General features: G+C 64.7%; 19 protein-coding genes. 7 read left to right on the forward strand and 12 right to left on the reverse strand.

Annotated features, from left to right (window positions below; translation table 11 throughout):
* Positions 1-22 precede the first annotated feature (22 nt).
* The 5 genes from JKL45_RS13490 to JKL45_RS13510 all read left to right on the forward strand — a co-directional run bounded on the left by JKL45_RS13490 (position 23) and on the right by JKL45_RS13510 (position 2,941).
* Positions 23-472, forward strand: a complete 450-nt coding sequence (locus JKL45_RS13490; protein ID WP_201861639.1) for a MarR family winged helix-turn-helix transcriptional regulator — start codon at positions 23-25, stop codon at positions 470-472.
* A gap of 96 nt (positions 473-568) precedes the next feature.
* Positions 569-1,102, forward strand: a complete 534-nt coding sequence (locus JKL45_RS13495) for a VOC family protein (protein ID WP_201861641.1) — start codon at positions 569-571, stop codon at positions 1,100-1,102.
* A gap of 89 nt (positions 1,103-1,191) precedes the next feature.
* Entirely contained in the window at positions 1,192-1,578 is a 387-nt protein-coding gene (locus JKL45_RS13500; protein ID WP_201861642.1) for a COG4315 family predicted lipoprotein, read from the forward strand.
* A gap of 56 nt (positions 1,579-1,634) precedes the next feature.
* Positions 1,635-2,144, forward strand: a complete 510-nt coding sequence (locus tag JKL45_RS13505) for a sigma-70 family RNA polymerase sigma factor (RefSeq protein WP_201861643.1) — start codon at positions 1,635-1,637, stop codon at positions 2,142-2,144.
* On the forward strand, positions 2,141-2,941 hold the full coding sequence (locus JKL45_RS13510) for an anti-sigma factor family protein (RefSeq protein WP_201861644.1): 801 nt from the start codon (positions 2,141-2,143) through the stop codon (positions 2,939-2,941). Before JKL45_RS13505 ends, JKL45_RS13510 begins: the two co-directional genes overlap by 4 nt.
* Positions 2,942-2,957: 16 nt before the next feature.
* Here JKL45_RS13510 and JKL45_RS13515 read toward each other — a convergent pair whose 3' ends face one another.
* Entirely contained in the window at positions 2,958-3,785 is an 828-nt protein-coding gene (locus JKL45_RS13515) for an aldo/keto reductase (protein ID WP_201861645.1), read from the reverse strand.
* 125 nt (positions 3,786-3,910) lie between these two features.
* On the opposite strand from JKL45_RS13515, the gene JKL45_RS13520 reads away from it, so the two are divergent.
* Positions 3,911-5,014: a flavodoxin family protein gene (locus JKL45_RS13520; RefSeq protein WP_201861646.1), complete on the forward strand. Its 1,104-nt coding sequence runs from the start codon at positions 3,911-3,913 to the stop codon at positions 5,012-5,014.
* Between the two features lie 61 nt (positions 5,015-5,075).
* Here the strand turns inward: JKL45_RS13520 and JKL45_RS13525 are convergent, their stop codons facing one another.
* The 4 genes from JKL45_RS13525 to JKL45_RS13540 form a co-directional block, all read right to left on the reverse strand.
* Positions 5,076-6,104: an ABC transporter substrate-binding protein gene (locus JKL45_RS13525; protein WP_201861650.1), complete on the reverse strand. Its 1,029-nt coding sequence runs from the start codon at positions 6,102-6,104 to the stop codon at positions 5,076-5,078.
* A gap of 168 nt (positions 6,105-6,272) precedes the next feature.
* Positions 6,273-7,058, reverse strand: a complete 786-nt coding sequence (locus tag JKL45_RS13530; protein WP_201861651.1) for a MetQ/NlpA family ABC transporter substrate-binding protein — start codon at positions 7,056-7,058, stop codon at positions 6,273-6,275.
* A 34-nt stretch (positions 7,059-7,092) separates the two neighbouring features.
* Positions 7,093-7,758, reverse strand: coding sequence for a methionine ABC transporter permease (locus JKL45_RS13535; protein ID WP_183449793.1), 666 nt, complete (start codon positions 7,756-7,758; stop codon positions 7,093-7,095).
* Entirely contained in the window at positions 7,748-8,842 is a 1,095-nt protein-coding gene (locus tag JKL45_RS13540) for a methionine ABC transporter ATP-binding protein (RefSeq protein ID WP_246498528.1), read from the reverse strand. The genes JKL45_RS13535 and JKL45_RS13540 overlap by 11 nt, the downstream gene beginning before the upstream one ends.
* 260 nt (positions 8,843-9,102) lie before the next feature.
* Between JKL45_RS13540 and JKL45_RS13545 the strand changes: the two genes are divergently transcribed.
* Entirely contained in the window at positions 9,103-11,199 is a 2,097-nt protein-coding gene (locus tag JKL45_RS13545) for an ABC transporter ATP-binding protein/permease (RefSeq protein WP_201861652.1), read from the forward strand.
* Between the two features lie 108 nt (positions 11,200-11,307).
* Here the strand turns inward: JKL45_RS13545 and JKL45_RS13550 are convergent, their stop codons facing one another.
* The 7 genes from JKL45_RS13550 to JKL45_RS13580 form a co-directional block, all read right to left on the reverse strand.
* The gene (locus JKL45_RS13550; RefSeq protein ID WP_201861654.1) at positions 11,308-11,790 is read right to left on the reverse strand and encodes an META domain-containing protein; all 483 of its coding nucleotides are present in this window, start codon (positions 11,788-11,790) and stop codon (positions 11,308-11,310) included.
* Between the two features lie 112 nt (positions 11,791-11,902).
* Positions 11,903-12,877: an ATP phosphoribosyltransferase gene (gene hisG / locus JKL45_RS13555; RefSeq protein WP_201861657.1), complete on the reverse strand. Its 975-nt coding sequence runs from the start codon at positions 12,875-12,877 to the stop codon at positions 11,903-11,905.
* The gene (locus JKL45_RS13560; RefSeq protein ID WP_201861658.1) at positions 12,877-13,971 is read right to left on the reverse strand and encodes an ATP phosphoribosyltransferase regulatory subunit; all 1,095 of its coding nucleotides are present in this window, start codon (positions 13,969-13,971) and stop codon (positions 12,877-12,879) included. The genes hisG and JKL45_RS13560 overlap by 1 nt, the downstream gene beginning before the upstream one ends.
* Before the next feature lie 1,090 nt (positions 13,972-15,061).
* A complete protein-coding gene (locus JKL45_RS13565; protein ID WP_201861660.1) occupies positions 15,062-15,517 on the reverse strand; it encodes a hypothetical protein in 456 nt (151 codons plus the stop codon).
* A gap of 71 nt (positions 15,518-15,588) precedes the next feature.
* On the reverse strand, positions 15,589-17,073 hold the full coding sequence (hisS, locus tag JKL45_RS13570; protein ID WP_201861662.1) for a histidine--tRNA ligase: 1,485 nt from the start codon (positions 17,071-17,073) through the stop codon (positions 15,589-15,591).
* Positions 17,074-17,540: 467 nt separating this feature from the next.
* A complete protein-coding gene (aptA, locus tag JKL45_RS13575) occupies positions 17,541-18,890 on the reverse strand; it encodes an omega-aminotransferase AptA (protein ID WP_201861664.1) in 1,350 nt (449 codons plus the stop codon).
* Between the two features lie 100 nt (positions 18,891-18,990).
* Complete coding sequence (locus tag JKL45_RS13580; protein WP_201861666.1) at positions 18,991-19,212, reverse strand: heavy-metal-associated domain-containing protein; 222 nt, start codon at positions 19,210-19,212, stop codon at positions 18,991-18,993.
* Between the last annotated feature and the right edge of the window lie 98 nt (positions 19,213-19,310).

Genomic DNA, 19,310 nt, shown 5'->3' on the forward strand with positions numbered 1-19,310 from the left:
AAAACAGGGAAGCTTTGCTGCAATGCAAGAACCACGTCCGGAACCATCCGCCTCCGTCATCAGGGCCTGGGGTCGCCTGATCCGGGCGGAACGCACAGTGGTCGGGCGGATCGAGGCGGAGCTGAAGAGCGCCGGCTTCCCGTCCCTGCACTGGTACGACGTGCTGCTCGAACTGAAGCGCGGGCCTGAAGGGCGGCTCACGCCGCGCGAAATCGAGGAGGCCGTGCTCTTCGAGCAGTACAACCTCTCAAGGCTGCTCGACCGCATGGAGAAGGAGGGGCTGGTGCGCCGCGTTCCCTTTCCGGGCGACAAACGGCGCCAGCTGATCGAGATCACCGAGGAGGGCAAGGCCCTTCAATGGCGGATGTGGAGCGTCTATGGCGCGGCGATCAACCGCTTCATCAGCGCGAAGCTCACCGACAAGGAAGCAGGGCAATTGTCGGCCCTGCTGCTCAAGCTCGTTCAGGAATGACCTGACTGCATAGCTAGCCCGTTGCCAAACGATCTGCCTCTCTGCGCGTTCATGTGTATACGGCTAAGCGATAGCTGGCTAAGCGAGGATCGACACGTGAGCGCAGGACAATCCATTCTTTCGAAAGGCCGGCGGGTCCTCCTCGCGGCGCAGCTGATCATCGCCTGCTTCGGGCTCGCAGCCTTGTCGCCGGCGGCTGCCGACACCGAGCCCCGTCCGAGCTCGGCCTCGATCCGCACGCCCGATTTCGATGAGAGCGTCCGGTGGTATCGAGACACGCTGGGCTTCCGATTGCTTGACAGCGAGAACCTCGTGCAGGGGCGCAAGGCTGTGCTGGAGCGAAGCGGCTTCCTGCTGGAGGTTTCCGAGGCCGATCACATCCTGCCCCAAGAGCCTGAAGCGACGGCCTCCGTCCAGGTAACTCCGGTTCCCGTGGTCAGTCTGCTCGTGCCTGATGTCGACCGTGAGGTGAGGCGCCTTGAGAAGGCTGGTGTCGACATTCTCCAGCCGCCGCAGGACGATCTGGATGGTACCTACCGGACGGCGCAGATCCGCGACAATGGTCGCCACCGGATCGAGCTTCGCGAGCCCCTCGACGATCCGTCGCGGTTTCACCCCATGGGGCGGTGAGACGCACAGAATGTTGTCAAGCTTGCGGGAATAAGAGGTTCCGGCCGGTGTCTTAGGGGTTGTGGTCACATCTGACCCGGAGGACACCCATGAAACAGATCCTGCGCCCCGCCATCCTGGCCGCAGCCCTCATCGCTGCATCCGCCGCTCTTGCTCAGACTGCCGCCCCCGCGAAGGTTGCGGACACGAGCAAAGGCAAGGCCCTCGTCGATGCCAAGGGCATGACGCTCTACACCTTTGATCGCGACGCGGCCGGTAAGTCTGCCTGCAACGGTCAATGCGCCCAGAACTGGCCGCCGCTGATGGCTGCAGCGAGCGCCTCCGCGTCCGGCGATTGGAGCGTGGTGACCCGTGACGACGGCTCCAAGCAGTGGGCTTACAAGGGCAAGCCGCTCTATCTTTGGGTGAAGGACACGAAGCCCGGCGAGGTCACGGGCGATGGCGTCAACAATGTCTGGCATGTGGCGATGCCGTAAGGCTTGCCGGGACCGGCGGTTCATTCTTGAATAATGGCCCGATTTGAGAGCTGACCTTGGACGAGATCGCCTCCCTGCTCGAACCGCAGATTCCGGCCCTCAGGCGTTACGCCTGGGCCTTACTGCGCGACCGTGAGGCAGCGGACGATCTCGTCCAGGACACCCTCGAGCGGGCGATCAGCCGGTGGGGCCAGCGCCGCCTGGAGGGAGACCTCCGAGCCTGGCTCTTCACCATTCAGCGTAACCTGTTCCTCAACGGCTTGAGGCAGCGTAAGGCACGCGGAGCCCAAGTGGGCGAGGAGGCTCTGAACGACGTTCAGGCTCCTGGGACGGATCCTGAGAGCCATGTCGGCCTGCGCGATGTTCTCACAGGCCTGGATGCTCTGCCCGAGGAGCAGCGCTCGCTTCTGCTGCTGGTCGGCGTCGAGGATCTGTCCTACGAACAGGCCGCGAAGGTTTTGGGAATTCCCCTCGGCACGGTCATGTCGCGCCTGAGCCGGGCCAGGGCGCGGCTGCGGGAATTTGTGGAGAATGGGCGTGGCACCGTCTTGAGGAGAGTAAAGTGACGGGCGAGCGACCCATCGGAGAAGACGATCTGCAGGCCTATGTGGACGGCAGGCTTGGCTCGTCGCGGCGCGAGGCGGTGAGGTCTTATCTGGACGACCATCCCGCCCTGGCCGATCAGGTGAAGCAGGAAGTCGATCTGCGCGAGGCGTTGCGTGCCCGGCTGGCCTTCAAAGCCGCGGAGCCTGTTCCCTCACGCCTTCGGATCTCCAACCTCATGGCTGCGCGGCGCCGTCCGGCGCACAGGCGCGCTGCGGCCGTTGCTGCTGTGGTGGGGCTTCTCATCGGCGGTGTCGCGGGGGCGGCCGGCGGGGTCTGGTGGTCCGGCACAGATCATGTGGCAGAGGCGAGCGTCGCGGGCAATGCCATCGCGGCGCATCGGATCTATGTGAGCGAGCGCTTGCATCCGGTCGAAGTGCCGGCCGAGCAGGAGGCGCATCTCGTACAATGGCTGTCGCGTCGTGTCGGCAAGCCGCTGACGGCTCCGAACCTGACGGCGCAGGGCTACAGGCTCATCGGCGGGCGGCTTCTCCCGGACAGCGGCGAGGCGGCCGCTTTCTTCATGTATGAGAATACAGGCGGCAACCGTCTCACGCTCTATGCGCGGTCCGGCGGAACCGAAGAGCAGACGTCGTTCCGCTTCGAGTCTCGCGACGACGTATCAGCCTTCTCCTGGATCGATAACGGGCTGTCCTACGTGGTCACTGCAAAAGTGGAGCGCGCGCAGCTGCTCCCCATCGCGGAGACCATCTACAGGCAGTTCGAGGCAACAGGCGGCCCGGCGAAAGGCCACCTGTAGCACGCATTCCCGACAATCAGGCGAACACCGCCGGGTCAGGACCGACGCGGCCCGAGGCGCTGTCCAGGCGCTCAATGCCCCTCATGTCGTCCGCATCGAGCTTGAAATCGAAGACGTCGATGTTCTCGCGGATGCGCGACGGCGTCACGGATTTCGGAATGACCACGAAGCCGTTGTCGAGGTGCCAGCGCAGGATGACCTGAGCGGAACTCTTGCCGTATTTCCGGCCGATGGCCGCGAAGGTGTCTTCCGACAAAATCTTGCCCTGGCCGAGCGGCCCCCAGCATTCCGTCACGATGCCGTTCGCCTTGTGGAAGGCGCTCAGCTCCTTCTGCTGGAAACGCGGATGCAGCTCGATCTGGTTGACGGCCGGCGTCACGCCGGTCTCGTCCATCACGCGCTGCATGTGCGGCACCATGAAATTCGAGACGCCGATGGATTTCGCGCGTCCATCCTGCTGCAGCTTGATCAGCGCCCGCCAGGTGTCGCGATAGGCCTCGCTGTCCACCATTGGCCAGTGGATGAGGTAGAGGTCAACATGTTCGAGCCTCAAACGCGCCAGGCTTTCGTCGAAGGCACGCAGGGTGCTGTCGTAGCCCTGACGGTCGTTCCATACCTTGGTGGTGATGAACAGCTCTTCGCGCGCGATGGGTGTCGAGCGAATGGCCTCTCCCACGCCCTCCTCGTTACCGTAGATGGAAGCGGTATCAATCGAGCGGTAGCCCGCCTCGATGGCCCCGGCAACAGCGCTCTTGGCCTCCTCATTGGAAACCCGCCAGACGCCGAAGCCCACTTGCGGCATCGTGTTTCCATCGTTCAGGCGGATCATGGGTATGGTCGGCATCGGCGGCTCCGTTGGTCGTGCGGCAGGGAGGTAGGGCTTTGGAGGCGATAAGCAAATAGTGATGGTTCAACTCAAGCGACAGGCCGGAACCGGCATGGATACCCTGCGTTCCAAGCTTGGCAACCATGCCGCGACGCAGGAGCTGCGCCTTGTCCACTCCAGAAGCACGGAAGGGCACGCCCGATCCGACCCTCAATGAAAGCGAGTTCCGGAAGCGATTTCTCGAGCAGTTTCAGGACCCGGCCTACGAGCCGCTCGGGAGCGAGCTGCAGCGGATTGCCGACGCAGCTTGGGACGCCTACAGCCATCACCGTAAAAGTCCCAAAACCCGCAAGGCCGGACCGGGCTTTGCCGACCCCGATTACGATCTTGCGGTCGACTGGATCGCCGCGAAGGACGCCATCGACGTGGCGCAGCAGCGGCATGAGGACCCGAACGGGCCGGCGCGTTTTCTTCTGATTTCGGCCTCGTCCCGCAGCGAGCACACATGCCCGGGCGAAATGTCCAAGAGCTATCGTCTCGTGGAGATCGCCCATCAGGTTCTCGCGAGCGCGGAGAACGCCGAGGTCGAGGTGCTGGAACTCAGCCGCCTCACCTCGGAATACGGACGCCACATCCATCCCTGCAAGGCCTGCTTCTCCACGGCGGCGGCTTTGTGCCACTGGCCGTGCTCCTGCTATCCCAATTACTCGCTCGGGCAGACGCACGACTGGATGAACGACATCTACCCGAAATGGGTTGAGGCTCACGGGGTGATGGTCGTCACGCCGGTCAACTGGTATCAGGTGTCCTCGCCCTTGAAGCTGATGATGGACCGGCTCGTCTGCGCCGATGGCGGCAACCCGGACCCGACCTCGACCCAGGGCAAGAAGACCGACATCGCGAAGGCTATGGAGCTCAAGGGCTGGGATTATCCCAAGCACCTCGAAGGCCGTCTGTTCTCCGTCATCGTCCATGGTGACGCGGAGGGCGCGGGCGATGTCCGGCGCAGCCTTTCCGACTGGCTGCGCGCCATGGACCTCATCCCGGCAGGCAGTGCCGCAGAGCTCGATCGCTATATCGGCTACTGGAAGCCCTACGCCACGAGCCACGAGGAGCTCGACCAAGACGTGGCCGTGCAGGATGAGGTGCGCAACGCCGCCTGGACGCTTCTCGAAGCCGTGAAGGCCAAGAGGGCGGGGCGCCTCGTGACGGCCGGAGAGAACCTGAAGGAGCCGCGGCAGAAGTGACATTGCAAAGAAAAGGCCGGGCTCTTCATCCGGCCTTGTTTTGAGACGCATGGCTTTGAGTTTATCTCGGCGCCGACTTGACCTCGGCGTCCCACTTCTTGAGCAGGCGCGTGCGCTCGGCCACTGAGCCGTATTTGGCCGTGTCGTAGTTGATCAGCTTCATATCGGAGAGCTTCGGCGCATCCGGCGAGACTGGCGCGCTCTTGTTCGACGCGATGGAGTAGATCTTCATGTCGGCGCCGACGAGCTTCTGCGCTTCGGAAGAGAGCGCCCAGTCCACGAACTTCTGCGCCGTCTCCAGGTTGCGGCCGCCCTTCACGAGCGAGATGGAGCCGATCTCGTAACCTGTGCCTTCACAGGGCGCGAGGGTTTTCACGGGTGCGCCGTCGGCAATCATCGTCACCATGTCGTGCATGAACGCGATGGCGATGCCGGTCTCGCCCAGCGCCACGGCCTTCACGGGAGCCGCGCCCGACTTGGTGTATTGATTGATGTTCTTGTGCAGGCCCTTCATGTAGTCAAAGGCCTTGTCCTCGCCCATGAGCTGCACGAGGGATGCGAGGAACACATAGGCCGTGCCCGAGGAGTTCGGATCGGAGACCTGCACCTCGTCGCGGTATTTCGGATCGAGCAGATCAGCCCAGCATTTCGGCTCCGGCAGGCCGCGGCTCTGGATGACCTTCGTGTTGTATCCGATGCCGAGAGCCCCGAGATAGGTGCCCGTCGCGCGGTACTTCGCCTGCTCGGCGAAGCGCTGCGCCCAGTCGTGAAGTTCGGAAATCTTCGGTGACTTGTACTCGACCGTCAGACCTTCCTCGGCAGCCTGGATGTGGGAATCGCCGGGCCCGCCCCACCACACGTCGGCGCGCGGGTTGGAGGCCTCGGCCCTGATCTGAGCGAGAGTCTCGCCGGTGCTCTTGCGTACCATCGTGGCCTTGGCGCCGGTTGCCTTTTCGAAAGCGGCAACGCCGATGCGGCACTGTTCCTCCAGGATCGAGCAGTAGATGGTGATAGGGGCCTGAGCCTGCGCGGCAAGCGGAGCGGCGCACAGGGCCGTGGTAAGAGCCATGCCCATCAATGAAAGTCGCATGCAATTCCTCCCGGAGCATCGGCCTTTCCCGGGCCGACTTTTTTGAAGACCATGCGATGGGAAGGTTAGCCGGCTCCTTTGTCAAGGCCGTTGCAGCAGACCAGCGGCAGAACGGGAAAGGCCGAGCGCAGGGCCCGGCCTTCTGAAATGGTATGAGGCGTGTGGCCCTTACCAGGAGGTCAGGACCGAGCCCTTGAACTTCTCCTCGATGAACGCCTTCACCTCGGGGGTGTGGTAGGACTCGACGAGAGCCTTCACCCAGGGCTTGTTCTTGTCTTCGCTGCGCACGGCGATGATGTTTACGTAAGGGCCCTTGGGGTTCTCGCGGGCGATGGGATCCTTCACCGGGTCGAGACCGCCGGAGGTCGCGTAGTTGGTGTTGATGACGGCAGCGTCCACGTCGGCGAGTACGCGCGGTCCCTGGGCTGCTTCGATCTCGACGAACTTGATCTTCTTCGGGTTGTCGGTCACGTCGAGGGGCGTCGGCTTGTAGCCTGTGCCTTCCTTGAGCTTGATGAGGCCCTTGTCCTGCAGGAGGATGAGGGCGCGGCCGCCATTGGTCGGATCGTTGGGGATCGAGATCGTCGCGCCGCTCGGGAGCGCGTCGAGGCTCTTGTGCTTCTTGGAGTAGATCCCGATCGGGAAGTTCACGGTAAGCGCCACGCTCTCGATCTTGTAGCCGCGGTCGGCCACCTGGTTGTCGAGATAGGGCTGGTTCTGGAACGAGTTCGCCTCGATGTCGCCGCCGGCGAGCGCCGTGTTCGGCACCACGTAATCGGAGAACTCGACGATCTTGAGATCGAGGCCCTTCTTGGCCGCAATGGGCTTCACGGCTTCGAGGATCTGCGCATGCGGGCCGGGCGTCGCAGCGATGCGGACGGTCTGCGTCTGCGCGAGAGCCGGCAGAGCGGAGAGAGACAGGATGGTCGCGAGGCCGAGTTTCTTCAGAGACATTCTTGGTACTCCTTATGCGAACTTTTTTAAATGATCAGGCGTGGCGGATGCGCTTGTTGAGCCGGCGGGCGAGGCGGTCGCCGATGCTCTGCACCGCCTGGACGAGGACGATGAGCACGACCACGACCGCAAGCATCATCTCGGGCATGAAGCGCTGGTAGCCGTAGCGGATGCCGAGATCGCCCAGGCCTCCGCCGCCGACCGCACCCACCATGGCCGAGAAGCCGAGCAGCGACACGATGGCGAGCGTCAGGCCGAGCACGATGCCGGGCAGGGCCTCCGGGATAAGCACTTTCAGCACGATCTGAAGCGGGGTCGCACCGAAAGCGCGTGCTGCTTCGATCAAGCCTTGATCCACCTCGCGGATCGCACCCTCGATAAGACGCGCGATGAACGGCGTTGCGGCAATGGTCAGCGGCACGATGGCCGCATTGGTGCCGATGGAGGTGCCGGCGATCAGGCGCGTGAAGGGAATGATCGCGACCACGAGGATGATGAAGGGTGTCGAACGCGTGGCGTTGACCACAACGCCGAGCACGCGATTGACCCAGGGAGCGGCGAACAGCTCGCCCTTTCCGGACGTGGCGAGAAAGACGCCGAGCGGCAGCCCGAAGAGGGTTGCGATCAGAGCCGAGACCGCAACCATGTAGAGGGTTTCGCCCGTGGAGGCGGCGATGAGGTTGATCATCTCAGGCGACATAGCCGAGGACCTCCGTGTCGAGACCGTGCTTTTTCAGAAAGTCGAGGGTGGTGGAAACCGATGTTTCCGGTACGCCCACGACCAGGGTGCCGAAGGGGCGTCCAGCAATCTCGTCGACCGAGCCGGACAGGATGTTGGCTTCGATGTTGAGATCGCGCGCAAGCCGCGCGAGAACCGGGTCGGTGGCATGAGGCCCACGGAAGCCGATGCGGATCACAGCCTGGCTTCGGCTTGTCGCGTCAGGACGAAGGCGGCTCGACACATAGGGCGGCAGAGCGCGACCGGATTCGTCGGCCAGGAACGAGCGGGTTACCTCGTGCTGCGGCCGGGTGAAGACCTCGAACACGTCGCCCTGCTCGACGATGTGGCCGCCCTCGATCACCGCGACCTCGCGGGCGATGTTGCGGATCACCGCCATCTCGTGGGTGATGAGCAGGATGGTGAGGCCGAGTTCGTCATTGATGCGCGCAAGCAGATCAAGGATCGACCGGGTGGTCTCCGGGTCGAGAGCCGAGGTCGCTTCGTCGGAGAGCAGAACCTTGGGCTTGGTGGCGAGCGCGCGGGCGATGCCGACGCGCTGCTTCTGGCCGCCGGAGAGTTCGGACGGATAACGGTTGCGCTTGTCCGAGAGGCCGACGAGAGCGAGCAACTCCTCGACCCGCGTCCTGATTTCCGCCTTGTCGAAGCCCGCCACCTCAAGGGGGAGGGCGATGTTCTGGGCGGCCGTGCGCGATGAGAGCAGGTTGAAGTGCTGGAAGATCATGCCGATGGAGCGGCGGGCATGGCGCAGGGCCGCTTCGGGCAAGGCCGCGATGTCGGCGCCGTCCACGATCACCTTGCCGGAACTGGGCTTCTCCAGGCCGTTGACGAGGCGGATCAGGGTCGACTTGCCGGCGCCGGAGCGGCCGATCACGCCGAGGATGGAGCCTTGCGGCACCGCGAGGTCGGTCTCGCGCAAAGCCGTCACGGCCTGGCCGTCGCGGCCGGGGAAGGTCTTCGAGACCTTTTCCAGGCGCACGACGGGCTGGGCCGGAATCAGGCGGTGCGCCGGCGTGTCGCCGATATAGCCAAGGGGGGCGTTCATCAATTCGCCTTCGGACACTTTCATCTTGGGTGGATCTGACACATGAGCCATTGCGTTCTCTATGTCAACTGTTTCGTTCTTTAAATAGGACAATCTGTTTTGAAGAACGTTTGGGTGATTTAAGCGCCTGTTGCTGTTGTCACAAGGCTGCTATCGCTTGCCCCAAGAGGAAGTTCCTCCTTTCTTTCGCCACAAGCGCCATTGATCCGGCTGCCTTGAGTTTCTAAGAGCCGGGGCAGGGACCCTGGCAGGAGATACGTATGATCAAGGCGAGCCTCGTGCTGGCACTTATAGGACTGGGCGTTCTCGCGGGTTCCATGTCCGGAGCGGTCTCGGTTCCGTTCTACCTGCCCCTCTCCACCCTGGCCTTGGCCGGGGTGATGTTCGTCGGGCGCGACATCCCGAAGTTCCTGCGCATCTTCCTCGTGATGCTCTGCGCCACCCATCTCGTGCTGTTCGCTCTCATCCTCGGAGCTGCGCTGGGGGGCATCACGGGCGATTACACGGGCTACGTTCCGCCGCCATCTGCTGCACTCGGCGCGACGGCGTTCGGTGCCCTTATCTACGGGCTCGCCTATGTCCCTGTGGTGCGCACCATCTGCCGCATTGCAGACCGTTATCTTGAATCCCAGGCCGACAGCATCATCCGCATCCCGTTCATCGGCCTCGTGCGGGCACGGGAAGGTACCATCGGCACATGGATGATCGGCTTCCTGATCGCGATCAACCTTGCCCAGGTCGCCCTCAATGTCCGCCTCAGCTTCTTCTCGCGCGATATGTTCAATGCGCTCGAGGCCAAGGATGCGGCGGCCTTCTGGTATCAGCTCTTTGTCATCTTCACGCCGCTTGCCGCAGTCTTCGTGGCGATTGCGCTCACCGAAGTGCTTCTGCAGAACGTGCTCACCATTCGCTGGCGCGCCTATCTCAACACTTATTATGTCGGCGAGTGGCTGGGCGACGGCGCTCATTACCGTATGCAGCTTCTCGGTCGCGGTGCGGACAATCCGGACCAGCGTATCTCGGAAGACCTGCGCAAGTTCGTCGAGAGCACGTATTCGCTTTCCGTCGGTCTCATGAACCAGGCTGCCACCCTGGTGTCCTTCGTGGCGATTCTCTGGACCATCTCGGCGGGCTTCACCTTCCCCGGCACCAACGTGGAAGTGCCGGGCCTTTTGGTCTGGGTCTGCGCCGGCTACGCCATTCTCGGCACCTGGATCACCCACTTGATCGGCCGCCCGCTCATCGGCCTCAACTTCGAGCAGGAGCGGGTGGAGGCGAACTATCGCTTCTCCCTGGCGCGTCTGCGCGAGTACACCGAGCAGGTGGCGCTTCTGTCCGGCGAACCGGCCGAGCGGGAAGGCATTGCCCGGCGCTTTGGCCAGATCGTCGACAACTATATGCGGATCGTCGTCCGCCTCATCAAACTGAACACCTTCACGTCCGCTTATTTCCAGGCCAACGTGGTGGTGCCCTATATCCTCACGGCACCCTACTACTTCATCGGCAAGATCTCGCTCGGCCAGATGCAGCAGGTGGTCGGCGCCTTCTCGCGGGTGGAGTCGGCTCTCACCTATTTCATCACGATCTATACGACGCTCGCTGACTACAAGGCCGTGCTCGACCGCCTCACCACCTTTGAGGGCGCCATCGCGTCGGCGCAGCGGGTCGGCGGCGAGAGCAAGCTTGCGATCACGGAAGCGCCCGGTCGCGAACTGCGCCTGCAGAATCTGGACGTGCGTCTGCCCGACGGCAGCGCCCTGCTGCACACGGATGCGCTGACCTTCCGTCCGGGCGAACGCACGCTCATGACCGGCCCGTCGGGCTCGGGCAAGTCGACCCTGTTCCGCGCCATCGCCGGCATTTGGCCCTTCGGCGAGGGCGAGGTTCTGGTGCCGGAGGGGCAGACCATGATGCTCCTGCCGCAGCGGCCTTACATTCCCATCGGCACCCTTCGTGATGCCGTCACCTATCCGGGCAAGGTCGACGCCTACACCGACGCCGAGATGGCGGAGGCGTTGCGGACTGCCAAACTGCCCCAAATCGCGGAGCGCCTCGATGAGGAGCGGGCCTGGGCCCAGACCTTGTCGCTTGGCGAGCAGCAGCGCCTTGCGGTGGCCCGTGCGCTTCTCACCAAGCCCGACTGGCTGTTCCTGGACGAGGCGACGGCTGCCCTGGATGAACCCACCGAGGCGGAGATCTACCGGATCATTCGGGAAAAGCTGCCGCAGACGACCGTGGTCTCCATCGGCCATCGCTCGACTCTGGCGGCGTATCACGACCGGCGCATCGACATGAAGAAGACGGAGAGCGGCCTTTCCACTCCCGTTGACCTGCGTCAGGCCGAGCTTGCGGAGTAGCCTCATGCGTCATCCCGGACGGCGCAGCCGATCCGGGATGACGCATATCCCACGCACGACAAAAAGGCCGGCGTAAAGCCGGCCTTTTCCGTTCAAGTCAGGTAAGTCTTAGAGCGCGCGCTCCAAGACCAGCTGACCGCCGTTCTGGGTCTTGATGATCAGGTTGCGGCCCTGGATGTCCCACTTGCCCGAGGAGCGGAGCGCCACGAGGAAGGACTGCTCGATGGCCATGGCGGACTTGTCGCAGCTCTTCTTCGTTAAGGCGAAGGGGCCGACGGCCAGAGCTTGCTCGCGCAGCGGGTAGGCCGCAGTCGCATAGGTGTTGCAGCCGGCAAAGCCGGTGGCGCGCATCTGGTCGTCGAGCCTGAAGCTCGGACGCTCGCCGGTGAAAGACTTGCCGTTCAGGCTGACAGCCACCCAGGATGAATTCAGCGGGAAGACCTTGCCTGTCTGGCCGGGCTGCGGAACCTTGGTGTCCACCTGGCGGGTCGGGCCAACCGGGCGGCCGAGGGTTGCGGCGGCTGACTGGGCATGAGCTCCCGAGGCGGTGGCCAGAGCCATCAGGCATGTCGCAAGTCGAAGCGCTTTCATCGGAACCTCTACATCGGAAAAACGCCCGGACCATAAGGGTCCTTGAGCGTTGAGGCAACGCCCAAGGCGCTCCAGCGGCAATGTTGTCCTATCCTCGCGTGAGGAATCGCACCTAACCGATCCGCCCTAGCAGCCGCTCGGTGAGGGCATTGGTGGGGCGGAACAGATAATCGAAGGCCCGGACGGAGATGTCCTGGGCCCCGAGGCTCTGCAGGGCCGACACGATGTCGAACACGGTCGCGGCGCGGCAATGGAGCACGATCTCGCGTCCCAGGGCGTTGCCATAGGGCAGGGTGGCGCCATGCTCCCTCGCCAGCGGCAGAAGGGCCGAGGCTTTCGCCGGGTCGAGGCAGGCCCGAACCTCACGGCTGGTGCGCGCCTCCTCTTCGGCGGCAATGCGCGTCAGCACGGCGGTCGCGGCAGCCTTGGCCCGGTCCGTCCAGGGCGCCCGGGTGGAGGCCACGAGATTGGCCTCGGAGCGCAGCATCACGCCGTCGTCGAGGATCTTCAGGGCGTTGGCCGCAAGCGTCGCCCCGGTGGTGGTGATGTCGACGATCAGCTCCGCCGAGCCCGCGCCCGGCGCGCCTTCCGTAGCGCCCAGGCTCTCGACGATCCGGTAGTCGGACACGCCCTTCTCGGCGAAGAAGCGGCGGGTGAGGTTCACGTATTTCGTCGCGACCCGCATCTTGGTGCCGTGGCGAGCGCGGATGTCGGCCGCCACCTCGTCGAGGTCGGCCATGCTGCGCACGTCGATCCAGGCCTGCGGCACGGCCACGACCACGTTGGCATGGCCGAAGCCGAGCGGCGTCAGCAGCTCGACGACCGCATCCGCGTCTGGGATCTGCTCGCGGACCAGGTCCTCGCCGGTGATGCCGAGATGAGCCGTGCCGCTGGCCAGCTGGCTCACGATCTCGGAGGCCGAGAGAAAGGCGACCTCCACGTCCGGAACGCCCTTGAGCGTGCCGCGATAATCGCGGGCCCCGCGCGACTGGGTGAAGACCAGGCCGGCGCGGGCGAAGAACGCGGCCGCGTTCTCCTGCAGGCGCCCCTTGGAGGGAACGGCCAGGATGAGGGGAGTATCGGTCATCAGGGCCTCCCCACGATGCGGTCGAGCCAGAAGGAGCAGCCGACCGCCGGGATCGGCGCCTCGGCGCCCAGGTGCTCCAGCAGGCGGTCATAGCGCCCGCCGCCGACGACAGGCTTTCCGTCGCTGCGGCGCGGGTCCTGCACCTCGAAGATGAAGCCCGTGTAGTAGTCGAGGTTGCGCGCGAAGGTGGCGGCAAACGAGAAGCTGCGGACATCGAGGCCGCGCGCGGCCATGAAGCCGGTGCGCTCCTCGAACAGGGTCAGGGCCGGGCCGATATCGAGGCCCGCATCCCTGGCCAGGGCCCGGACCGCGTGAGCCGCCTGATCCGGATCGCCCGCGATGGAGAGGTAGCGTTCCAGCACCTGCCGGGCCTCATCGGGGAGGCCGGTGCGGTTGGCCGCGCGGGCCAGGAAGCGTTCGGCGATCTCGCCCGCGCTGCGTCCGCCGACGCTGGCGATGCCTGCAATCGACAGGATGTCCTCGACGAAGGCTTTTGCCGCCTGGGGAGCCTGCCCCTCGATGGCGGCGAGAAGGCCGGCATGCTCTTGGGTGCCCGAGCCTTCGGGCTCGGCAAGGCTCGCCAGCCCCTGGCCCGACACGATGGCGCGGATCACGCGCCGCTTGGCGGCGGGCGCGACCCCCAGGGCGTCGATCAGGGCATGGAGGAGGCCCATGTCGCCGAGCTTTACCACGGGGTCGGAGCTGCCGATTTGGGCAAGGCCCTCCAGGGCCAGCGACAGGATTTCCGCATCGACCGCCGACACATCCGTGCGGCCGATGGATTCCAGCCCCGCCTGCAGAAACTCGCCGCTCTCATGGGGGCGCATGCGGAAGACCGGGCCGCCATAGGAATAGCCCAGAGGCTCGGCGCCGCGCTGGGCGAGATGCTGAAGGCAGACGGGAATGGTGTATTCCGGCCGCAGGCACAGCTCCGTGCCGGCCGCATCCTGCGTCACGAACATGCGCCGCCGGATATCCTCGCCCGACAGGTCGATGAACACGTCCGCAGGCTGGAGCACCGGCGGCTCGACACGCGCATAGCCCTCGCGCTCGAACAGCGCGATCAGCGCAACAATGGCATCCGTCTCCGTCACTGGCTTGGCTCGATCCTTATGCTGGCATGCTCTCTAGCAATGCCCGGGCGCGAAGGCGATTGTTTTTGGCAGGAAGGGTGAACGGAGGGGGCGGAGCCTTGCCGCTGGCATCTTTGCGCAGGCGGGGATTCAGAGCCGCCGACGCCTCAAGGAGGGCGGGAAGTGTTGCGCCTCGTTCTGCCTCGTCGGCGGTTATGGATCCCGGGCTCCGCTGGCGCGGCCCCGGGATGACAATGCTGGACTGGTCTGACGATCCCGGATCTGCGCTGCGCTTCGTCCGGGATGACGCGGGTGGTGGATTGTCAAACAGCCAGCGCCTTCGGGCCTGAGGCCGGGAAGCCTCAAGCCGTCAGGTCAATCGAGGGTGGCGTGGTGCGCAGCCCGGCTCGATGTGATGGTGAGAAGTGAGAGCCAAGCTGCTCGTCACGCGCGGTTTGTTTTAGCGGACCTGGAGGCATGCCAGATCGGCCCCCTGCGATCACAGGCGTGCGAGGCCTGCGGCAGGACCGCTCCCCGTCCCACTCTTGCGACGCCTCGCGAGCGCGCCCCTCATTGGACGAGGATGTCCTTAGCTATAGCCGAGCTTAGGAGAATTGTCAAGAACAAAATGAGAACACGTAAACTGCTGCTCCTCCCCCCTCTGCGGGAGAGGGTGGCCGGCGCAGCAGGTCGGGAGAGGGGCCGTGAGAAGTCGAGCACTGACCCTCTCCCAGCTCACTTTGTTCGCCACCCTCCCCCGCAAAGGAGGGAGGGAAAGGATCCGTGCAGCGTCATTCCCGGCCGGAGCGTCAGCGGAGGGGAAGGGAGGCCACTCACGCGCTCAGCGCCATGGGTCCCTTTCCCGGCCTGCGGCTGCCGGGGATGACACTTATTCACGTCATCACCGGCCCTGTGCCGGTGATCCCGATTAGGAAACGGTGGCGCTTCACATGAGCGGGATGGCCGGAACAAGCCCGGCCATGACGGGAGGGGGCTCCATAGCGGCTCTGCGGGATGAGGTTTGGAATTGTTTGGAAGTCTGAAGCGTAAAACGTGAATGGCCGGGACGGGCCCGGCCATGACGATAGAACTAGGTTGAGGGCTGAGGACCTTAGCGCTTGTCGGCGGTGGCGCTCTTCACGCTCTTGGCCTTCGTCGTCTTCCGCTTGCTGTGATCGCTCGAGCGGTTCACGTATTTTACCTTCTTGGGCTCCGCCTTCTTTTCCGCGCCACCCTCTTCGCCCATGAGGCTCGGGGGCAGGAAGTGGCGGGCGGCTTCCGTCATGACGCCGGCGACGGCGCCTGCGGCCGTCTGGGTCAGGTCGGCGGTTTGCGAGCCCGCATTGGCGGCGGCCGCACCGGCTTTCTTCGCCGTGCGGGTCCGGGTGAGGACGGTCGCGGCCGCGCCGGCTGCAGCGATCAGGGCGTCGGCCAGAATCTCGCGGCCGAGATCCGAGTTGATCAGGTCCATGAGACCGGACTTCTTGGCCGTTTTCGCCAGCTTCGTGCCGGTGCTCTTGCCGGAGTCTTTCTTCGCCTTGCTGCCGCTCTTCTTGTCCTTCGCCATGTTCATCTCCTGATGGTCAAGCTTTCCCAGACAACCCCCAGGTCAGCATGGGGGTTCCCGAGCGGTCAAGCTTAGCCGAAATGGCGGCTCAGAACCTCGCGCACAGCCTCGACCAGCTTGCTCTCGGCGACCGAGAACTGCGCCGGGCGGGCGGCCTTCCATTCCTCGTTGGACGCGATGGCCCCGGCGGCCTTGGCGCCCTCGATCAGGTCCTTGATTTCGACCTCGCCACGCTCGCGCTCGTTCGAGCCCTGGATGATCACGCAGGGGCTCTGCCGCTTGTCGGCATATTTCATCTGTGCCTTCATGCCCGACGAGCCGAGATAGAGCTCGGCCCGGATGCCGGCCTGCCGCAAGGTCGAGACCATGCGCTGGTAGGCAGCGATCTGGTCCTTGTCCATGACGAGCACCACCACCGGACCGGGCGTCTGCGCGCCCGACACGATGGGGCTCTTCACCATCTGCAGGGCCGAGAGCAGGCGCGACACGCCGATGGAGAAGCCGGTGGCCGGAACGGGCTCGGAGCGGAAGCGGCCGACAAGGCCGTCATAGCGCCCGCCGCCGCCCACCGAGCCGAAGCGGACGGGGCGCCCGTCCTCGTCCTGAACCTGGAAGGTCAGCTCGGCTTCGTAGACCGGGCCGGTGTAGTATTCGAGGCCGCGCACCACGGAGGGGTCGATGGTCACGCGATCCCCGTAGCCGGAGGAGGCGACGAGCGAGGCGATCTCCGCGAGTTCGTCCGCGCCTTCAAGGCCGCGCGCCGACGAGCCGACCACCTTGCGCAGGTTCTCGACCGTGGCCGCATTGTCCGTGCCTTTTGCAGCCGTGAAGGCCAGCACGCGTTCAATGGCATCGGATCCGAGGCCTGCACCCTTCGTGAAGTCGCCGCTCTCGTCCTTGCGGCCTGCGCCGAGGAGCTGGCTCACGCCCTCAGGCCCGAGGCGATCGAGCTTGTCGATGGCGCGTAGCACCGTGAGGCGCTGGCCAGCCTTATCCTCGCCGCCAAGGCCGATGGCTTCGAGCACACCGTCCAGAACCTTGCGATTGTTGATCTTGATGATGAAGTCGCCGCGCTTGAGCCCAAGCCGCTCCATGGTATCGGCGGCCATCATGCAGATTTCCGCATCGGCCGCGACGGAAGCAGCACCCACCGTGTCGGCGTCGAACTGCATGAACTGGCGGAACCGGCCGGGGCCGGGCTTCTCGTTGCGGAACACCCAGCCGGCCCGGTAGCTGCGATAGGGCTTGGGCAGGGCATCGAAGTTCTCGGCCACGTAGCGGGCGAGCGGCGCGGTCAGGTCGTAGCGGAGCGAAAGCCACTGATCGTCATCGTCCTGGAACGAGAACACGCCCTCGTTCGGGCGGTCCTGATCGGGCAGGAACTTGCCGAGGGAATCCGTGTACTCGACGAAGGGCGTCTCGACGCCCTCAAAGCCGTAGAGCTCATAGGATTCACGGATCGCCGCGAGCATGCGCTCGGTAGCGGCAAGATCGGCGGGGTTGCGGTCGGCAAAGCCGCGCGGGGCGCGGGCCTTGATCGTGTCGGCCTTGGACATGGGTTTTTACAGCAGCCGTTGGAATGGGGGAAAACGTGCTGCGGTCCTACTCCCTGCGGCGGGGAGGGGCAAGGGTTGTTGCGATTAGCGCAACAGCACCGGTCATCCCGGACGAAGCGCAGCGCAGATCCGGGATCGTTGGACGAGAATGGCGCGAGAACTCTCCTCCCCCTTGTGGGGAGGAGTTGGAGGTGGGGGTGTGAGCGCCCTCCTGAAACCAAGTTGGCGCTGGCACCCCCACCCCGACCGCTGCCGCGGCCACCCCTCTCCACAAGGGGGAGGGAAGCCAGCGCTCCATCCTGAACACGATCCCGGATCGGCTGCGCCGTCCGAGATGACACCCTCTTCGTCCTCCCTAGACGTGGTTCGGGGATCCACGTTTTCAGGCTCTTAAAACGTGGATGGCCGGGACTGATCCCGGATCAAGTCCGGGGACGGCCATGACGTGGAGAGTATGGAGAGGTGGCTTACGCCACCGCCCTAATCACCTTGGTGAGCTTGTCGACGATCTCGCCGATCTGCTCCTCGGTGATGATGAGCGGCGGCGAGAGGGCGATGGTGTCGCCGGTGACGCGCATCATGATACCGTGCTCCTGGAAGCCGCGATCCATGGCCTCGAAGGCGCGGGCGCCGACCGCGTCGGGACGCGAGGCGAGGTCGATGGCGCCCACGATGCCGATGGTGCGGATGTCGAGCACGTTCGGCAGGCTCTTGAGGCCGTGGATCGCATCGGCCCAGACCGGCTCAAGGGCCTTGGCCCGCTCGAACAGCTTCTCGTCCCGGTAGATGTCCTGGGCGGCAAGGGCTGCCGCACAGGCGAGAGGATGGCCGGAATAGGTGTAGCCGTGGAACAGCTCGATCATGTGCTCCGGACCCTTCATGAAGGTGTCGTAGAGCCCCTGGCGCACCATCACGCCGCCCATGGGCACGGCGCCGGAATTCACCCCCTTGGCGAAGGTGATCATGTCCGGGATGACACCGTAGCGCTCGGCCGCGAAGGCCGTGCCGAGGCGGCCGAAGCCGGTGATGACCTCGTCGAAGATCAGCAGGATGCCGTGCTTGTCGCAGATCTCGCGCAGGCGCTTGAGATAGCCCTTGGGCGGGGCCAGCACGCCGGTGGAGCCGGCCATGGGCTCGACGATCACGGCCGCAATCGTCGAGGCGTCGTGCAGCGCCACGATGCGCTCGAGCTCGTCCGCGAGATGTGCGCCCCATTCGGGCTCGCCGCGGGAGAAGGCCTGCTGCTCGCGGTTATAGGTGTGGGGCAGGTGGTCGACGCCTGCCAGCAGCGAGCCGAAGAACTGGCGGTTCTTGACGATGCCGCCCACCGAGATGCCGCCGAAGCCGACGCCGTGATAGCCGCGCTCGCGGCCGATCAGGCGCGTCTTGCTGCCCTGGCCCTTCGCGTTCCAGTAGGCGAGGGCAACCTTGAGCGCCGTATCCACGGCCTCGGAGCCCGAGTTGCAGAAGAACACATGGTTCAGGTCGCCGGGCGCGAGCTGGGCGAGGCGGGAGGCCAGGGCGAAGCCGCCCGCATGGCCGAACTGGAAGGCCGGCGAGTAGTCGAGTTCCGCCGCCTGGGCCTGGATGGCCTGGGTGATCTCGTCCCGGTTGTGGCCCGCATTGCAGCACCAGAGACCGGCAGCGCCGTCGATCACCTCACGGCCCTCGGGCGTGTAGTAGTACATGTCCTTGGCGCGGGCGATCATCCGGGGCCGCTGCTTGAAGGAGCGGTTTGCCGTGAACGGAAGCCACCAGGCCTCGAGATCGTTGGGTGCAAGCGAGTCGTTGGCGGCTCTGGAAATCTGGGCGGTCATGGCTAATCCCCGGAAATAACTGGCCGGGAGCCTAGCAGCCGTTTCCGGACGCGGCAAAAGGAACTTTGGCCCGAGCCATGAGCAGGGCGCAACCCTTGAGCTACATCGTCATGCCGGTCGCCTCATAGCCGGCTCCATTGAGGGCCTGGGTCACTTCAAGAGCCTGCGCCGTGGTGACTACGTGCACCCGTCCATGATCGAGGTCCACCTCGACCTTGGCGCCGGGATCCAGGCGCTGGATCGCCTTGGTGACCGAAGTGACGCAGCCCTGGCAGGTCATTCCATCAACCTGCATGAGCAGGTCCTTGCGCGGCTCTTCCATCGATACGCCCTTTCCAAACTGACTGACCGGTCCTGAGCGAGCAACGCGCGGTTGCGCAAAAATGTCCATTGCGGGAATACGAAACTTGCCTCGCGATT

Source organism: Microvirga soli (genome assembly GCF_016734765.1).
Classification (GTDB): domain Bacteria; phylum Pseudomonadota; class Alphaproteobacteria; order Rhizobiales; family Beijerinckiaceae; genus Microvirga; species Microvirga soli.

Coding starts and splice junctions, on each gene's coding strand:
- aptA (WP_201861664.1), bottom strand. CDS start 18,890: ATGACCGCCCAGATTTCCAGAGCCGCCAACGACTCGCTTGCACCCAAC.
- JKL45_RS13580 (WP_201861666.1), bottom strand. CDS start 19,212: ATGGAAGAGCCGCGCAAGGACCTGCTCATGCAGGTTGATGGAATGACC.
- JKL45_RS13565 (WP_201861660.1), bottom strand. CDS start 15,517: ATGGCGAAGGACAAGAAGAGCGGCAGCAAGGCGAAGAAAGACTCCGGC.
- JKL45_RS13535 (WP_183449793.1), bottom strand. CDS start 7,758: ATGTCGCCTGAGATGATCAACCTCATCGCCGCCTCCACGGGCGAAACC.
- JKL45_RS13490 (WP_201861639.1), top strand. CDS start 23: ATGCAAGAACCACGTCCGGAACCATCCGCCTCCGTCATCAGGGCCTGG.
- JKL45_RS13530 (WP_201861651.1), bottom strand. CDS start 7,058: ATGTCTCTGAAGAAACTCGGCCTCGCGACCATCCTGTCTCTCTCCGCT.
- JKL45_RS13540 (WP_246498528.1), bottom strand. CDS start 8,842: ATGAACGCCCCCCTTGGCTATATCGGCGACACGCCGGCGCACCGCCTG.
- hisG (WP_201861657.1), bottom strand. CDS start 12,877: ATGACCGATACTCCCCTCATCCTGGCCGTTCCCTCCAAGGGGCGCCTG.
- JKL45_RS13550 (WP_201861654.1), bottom strand. CDS start 11,790: ATGAAAGCGCTTCGACTTGCGACATGCCTGATGGCTCTGGCCACCGCC.
- JKL45_RS13520 (WP_201861646.1), top strand. CDS start 3,911: ATGCCGCGACGCAGGAGCTGCGCCTTGTCCACTCCAGAAGCACGGAAG.
- JKL45_RS13545 (WP_201861652.1), top strand. CDS start 9,103: ATGATCAAGGCGAGCCTCGTGCTGGCACTTATAGGACTGGGCGTTCTC.
- JKL45_RS13515 (WP_201861645.1), bottom strand. CDS start 3,785: ATGCCGACCATACCCATGATCCGCCTGAACGATGGAAACACGATGCCG.
- JKL45_RS13525 (WP_201861650.1), bottom strand. CDS start 6,104: ATGCGACTTTCATTGATGGGCATGGCTCTTACCACGGCCCTGTGCGCC.
- JKL45_RS13500 (WP_201861642.1), top strand. CDS start 1,192: ATGAAACAGATCCTGCGCCCCGCCATCCTGGCCGCAGCCCTCATCGCT.
- hisS (WP_201861662.1), bottom strand. CDS start 17,073: ATGTCCAAGGCCGACACGATCAAGGCCCGCGCCCCGCGCGGCTTTGCC.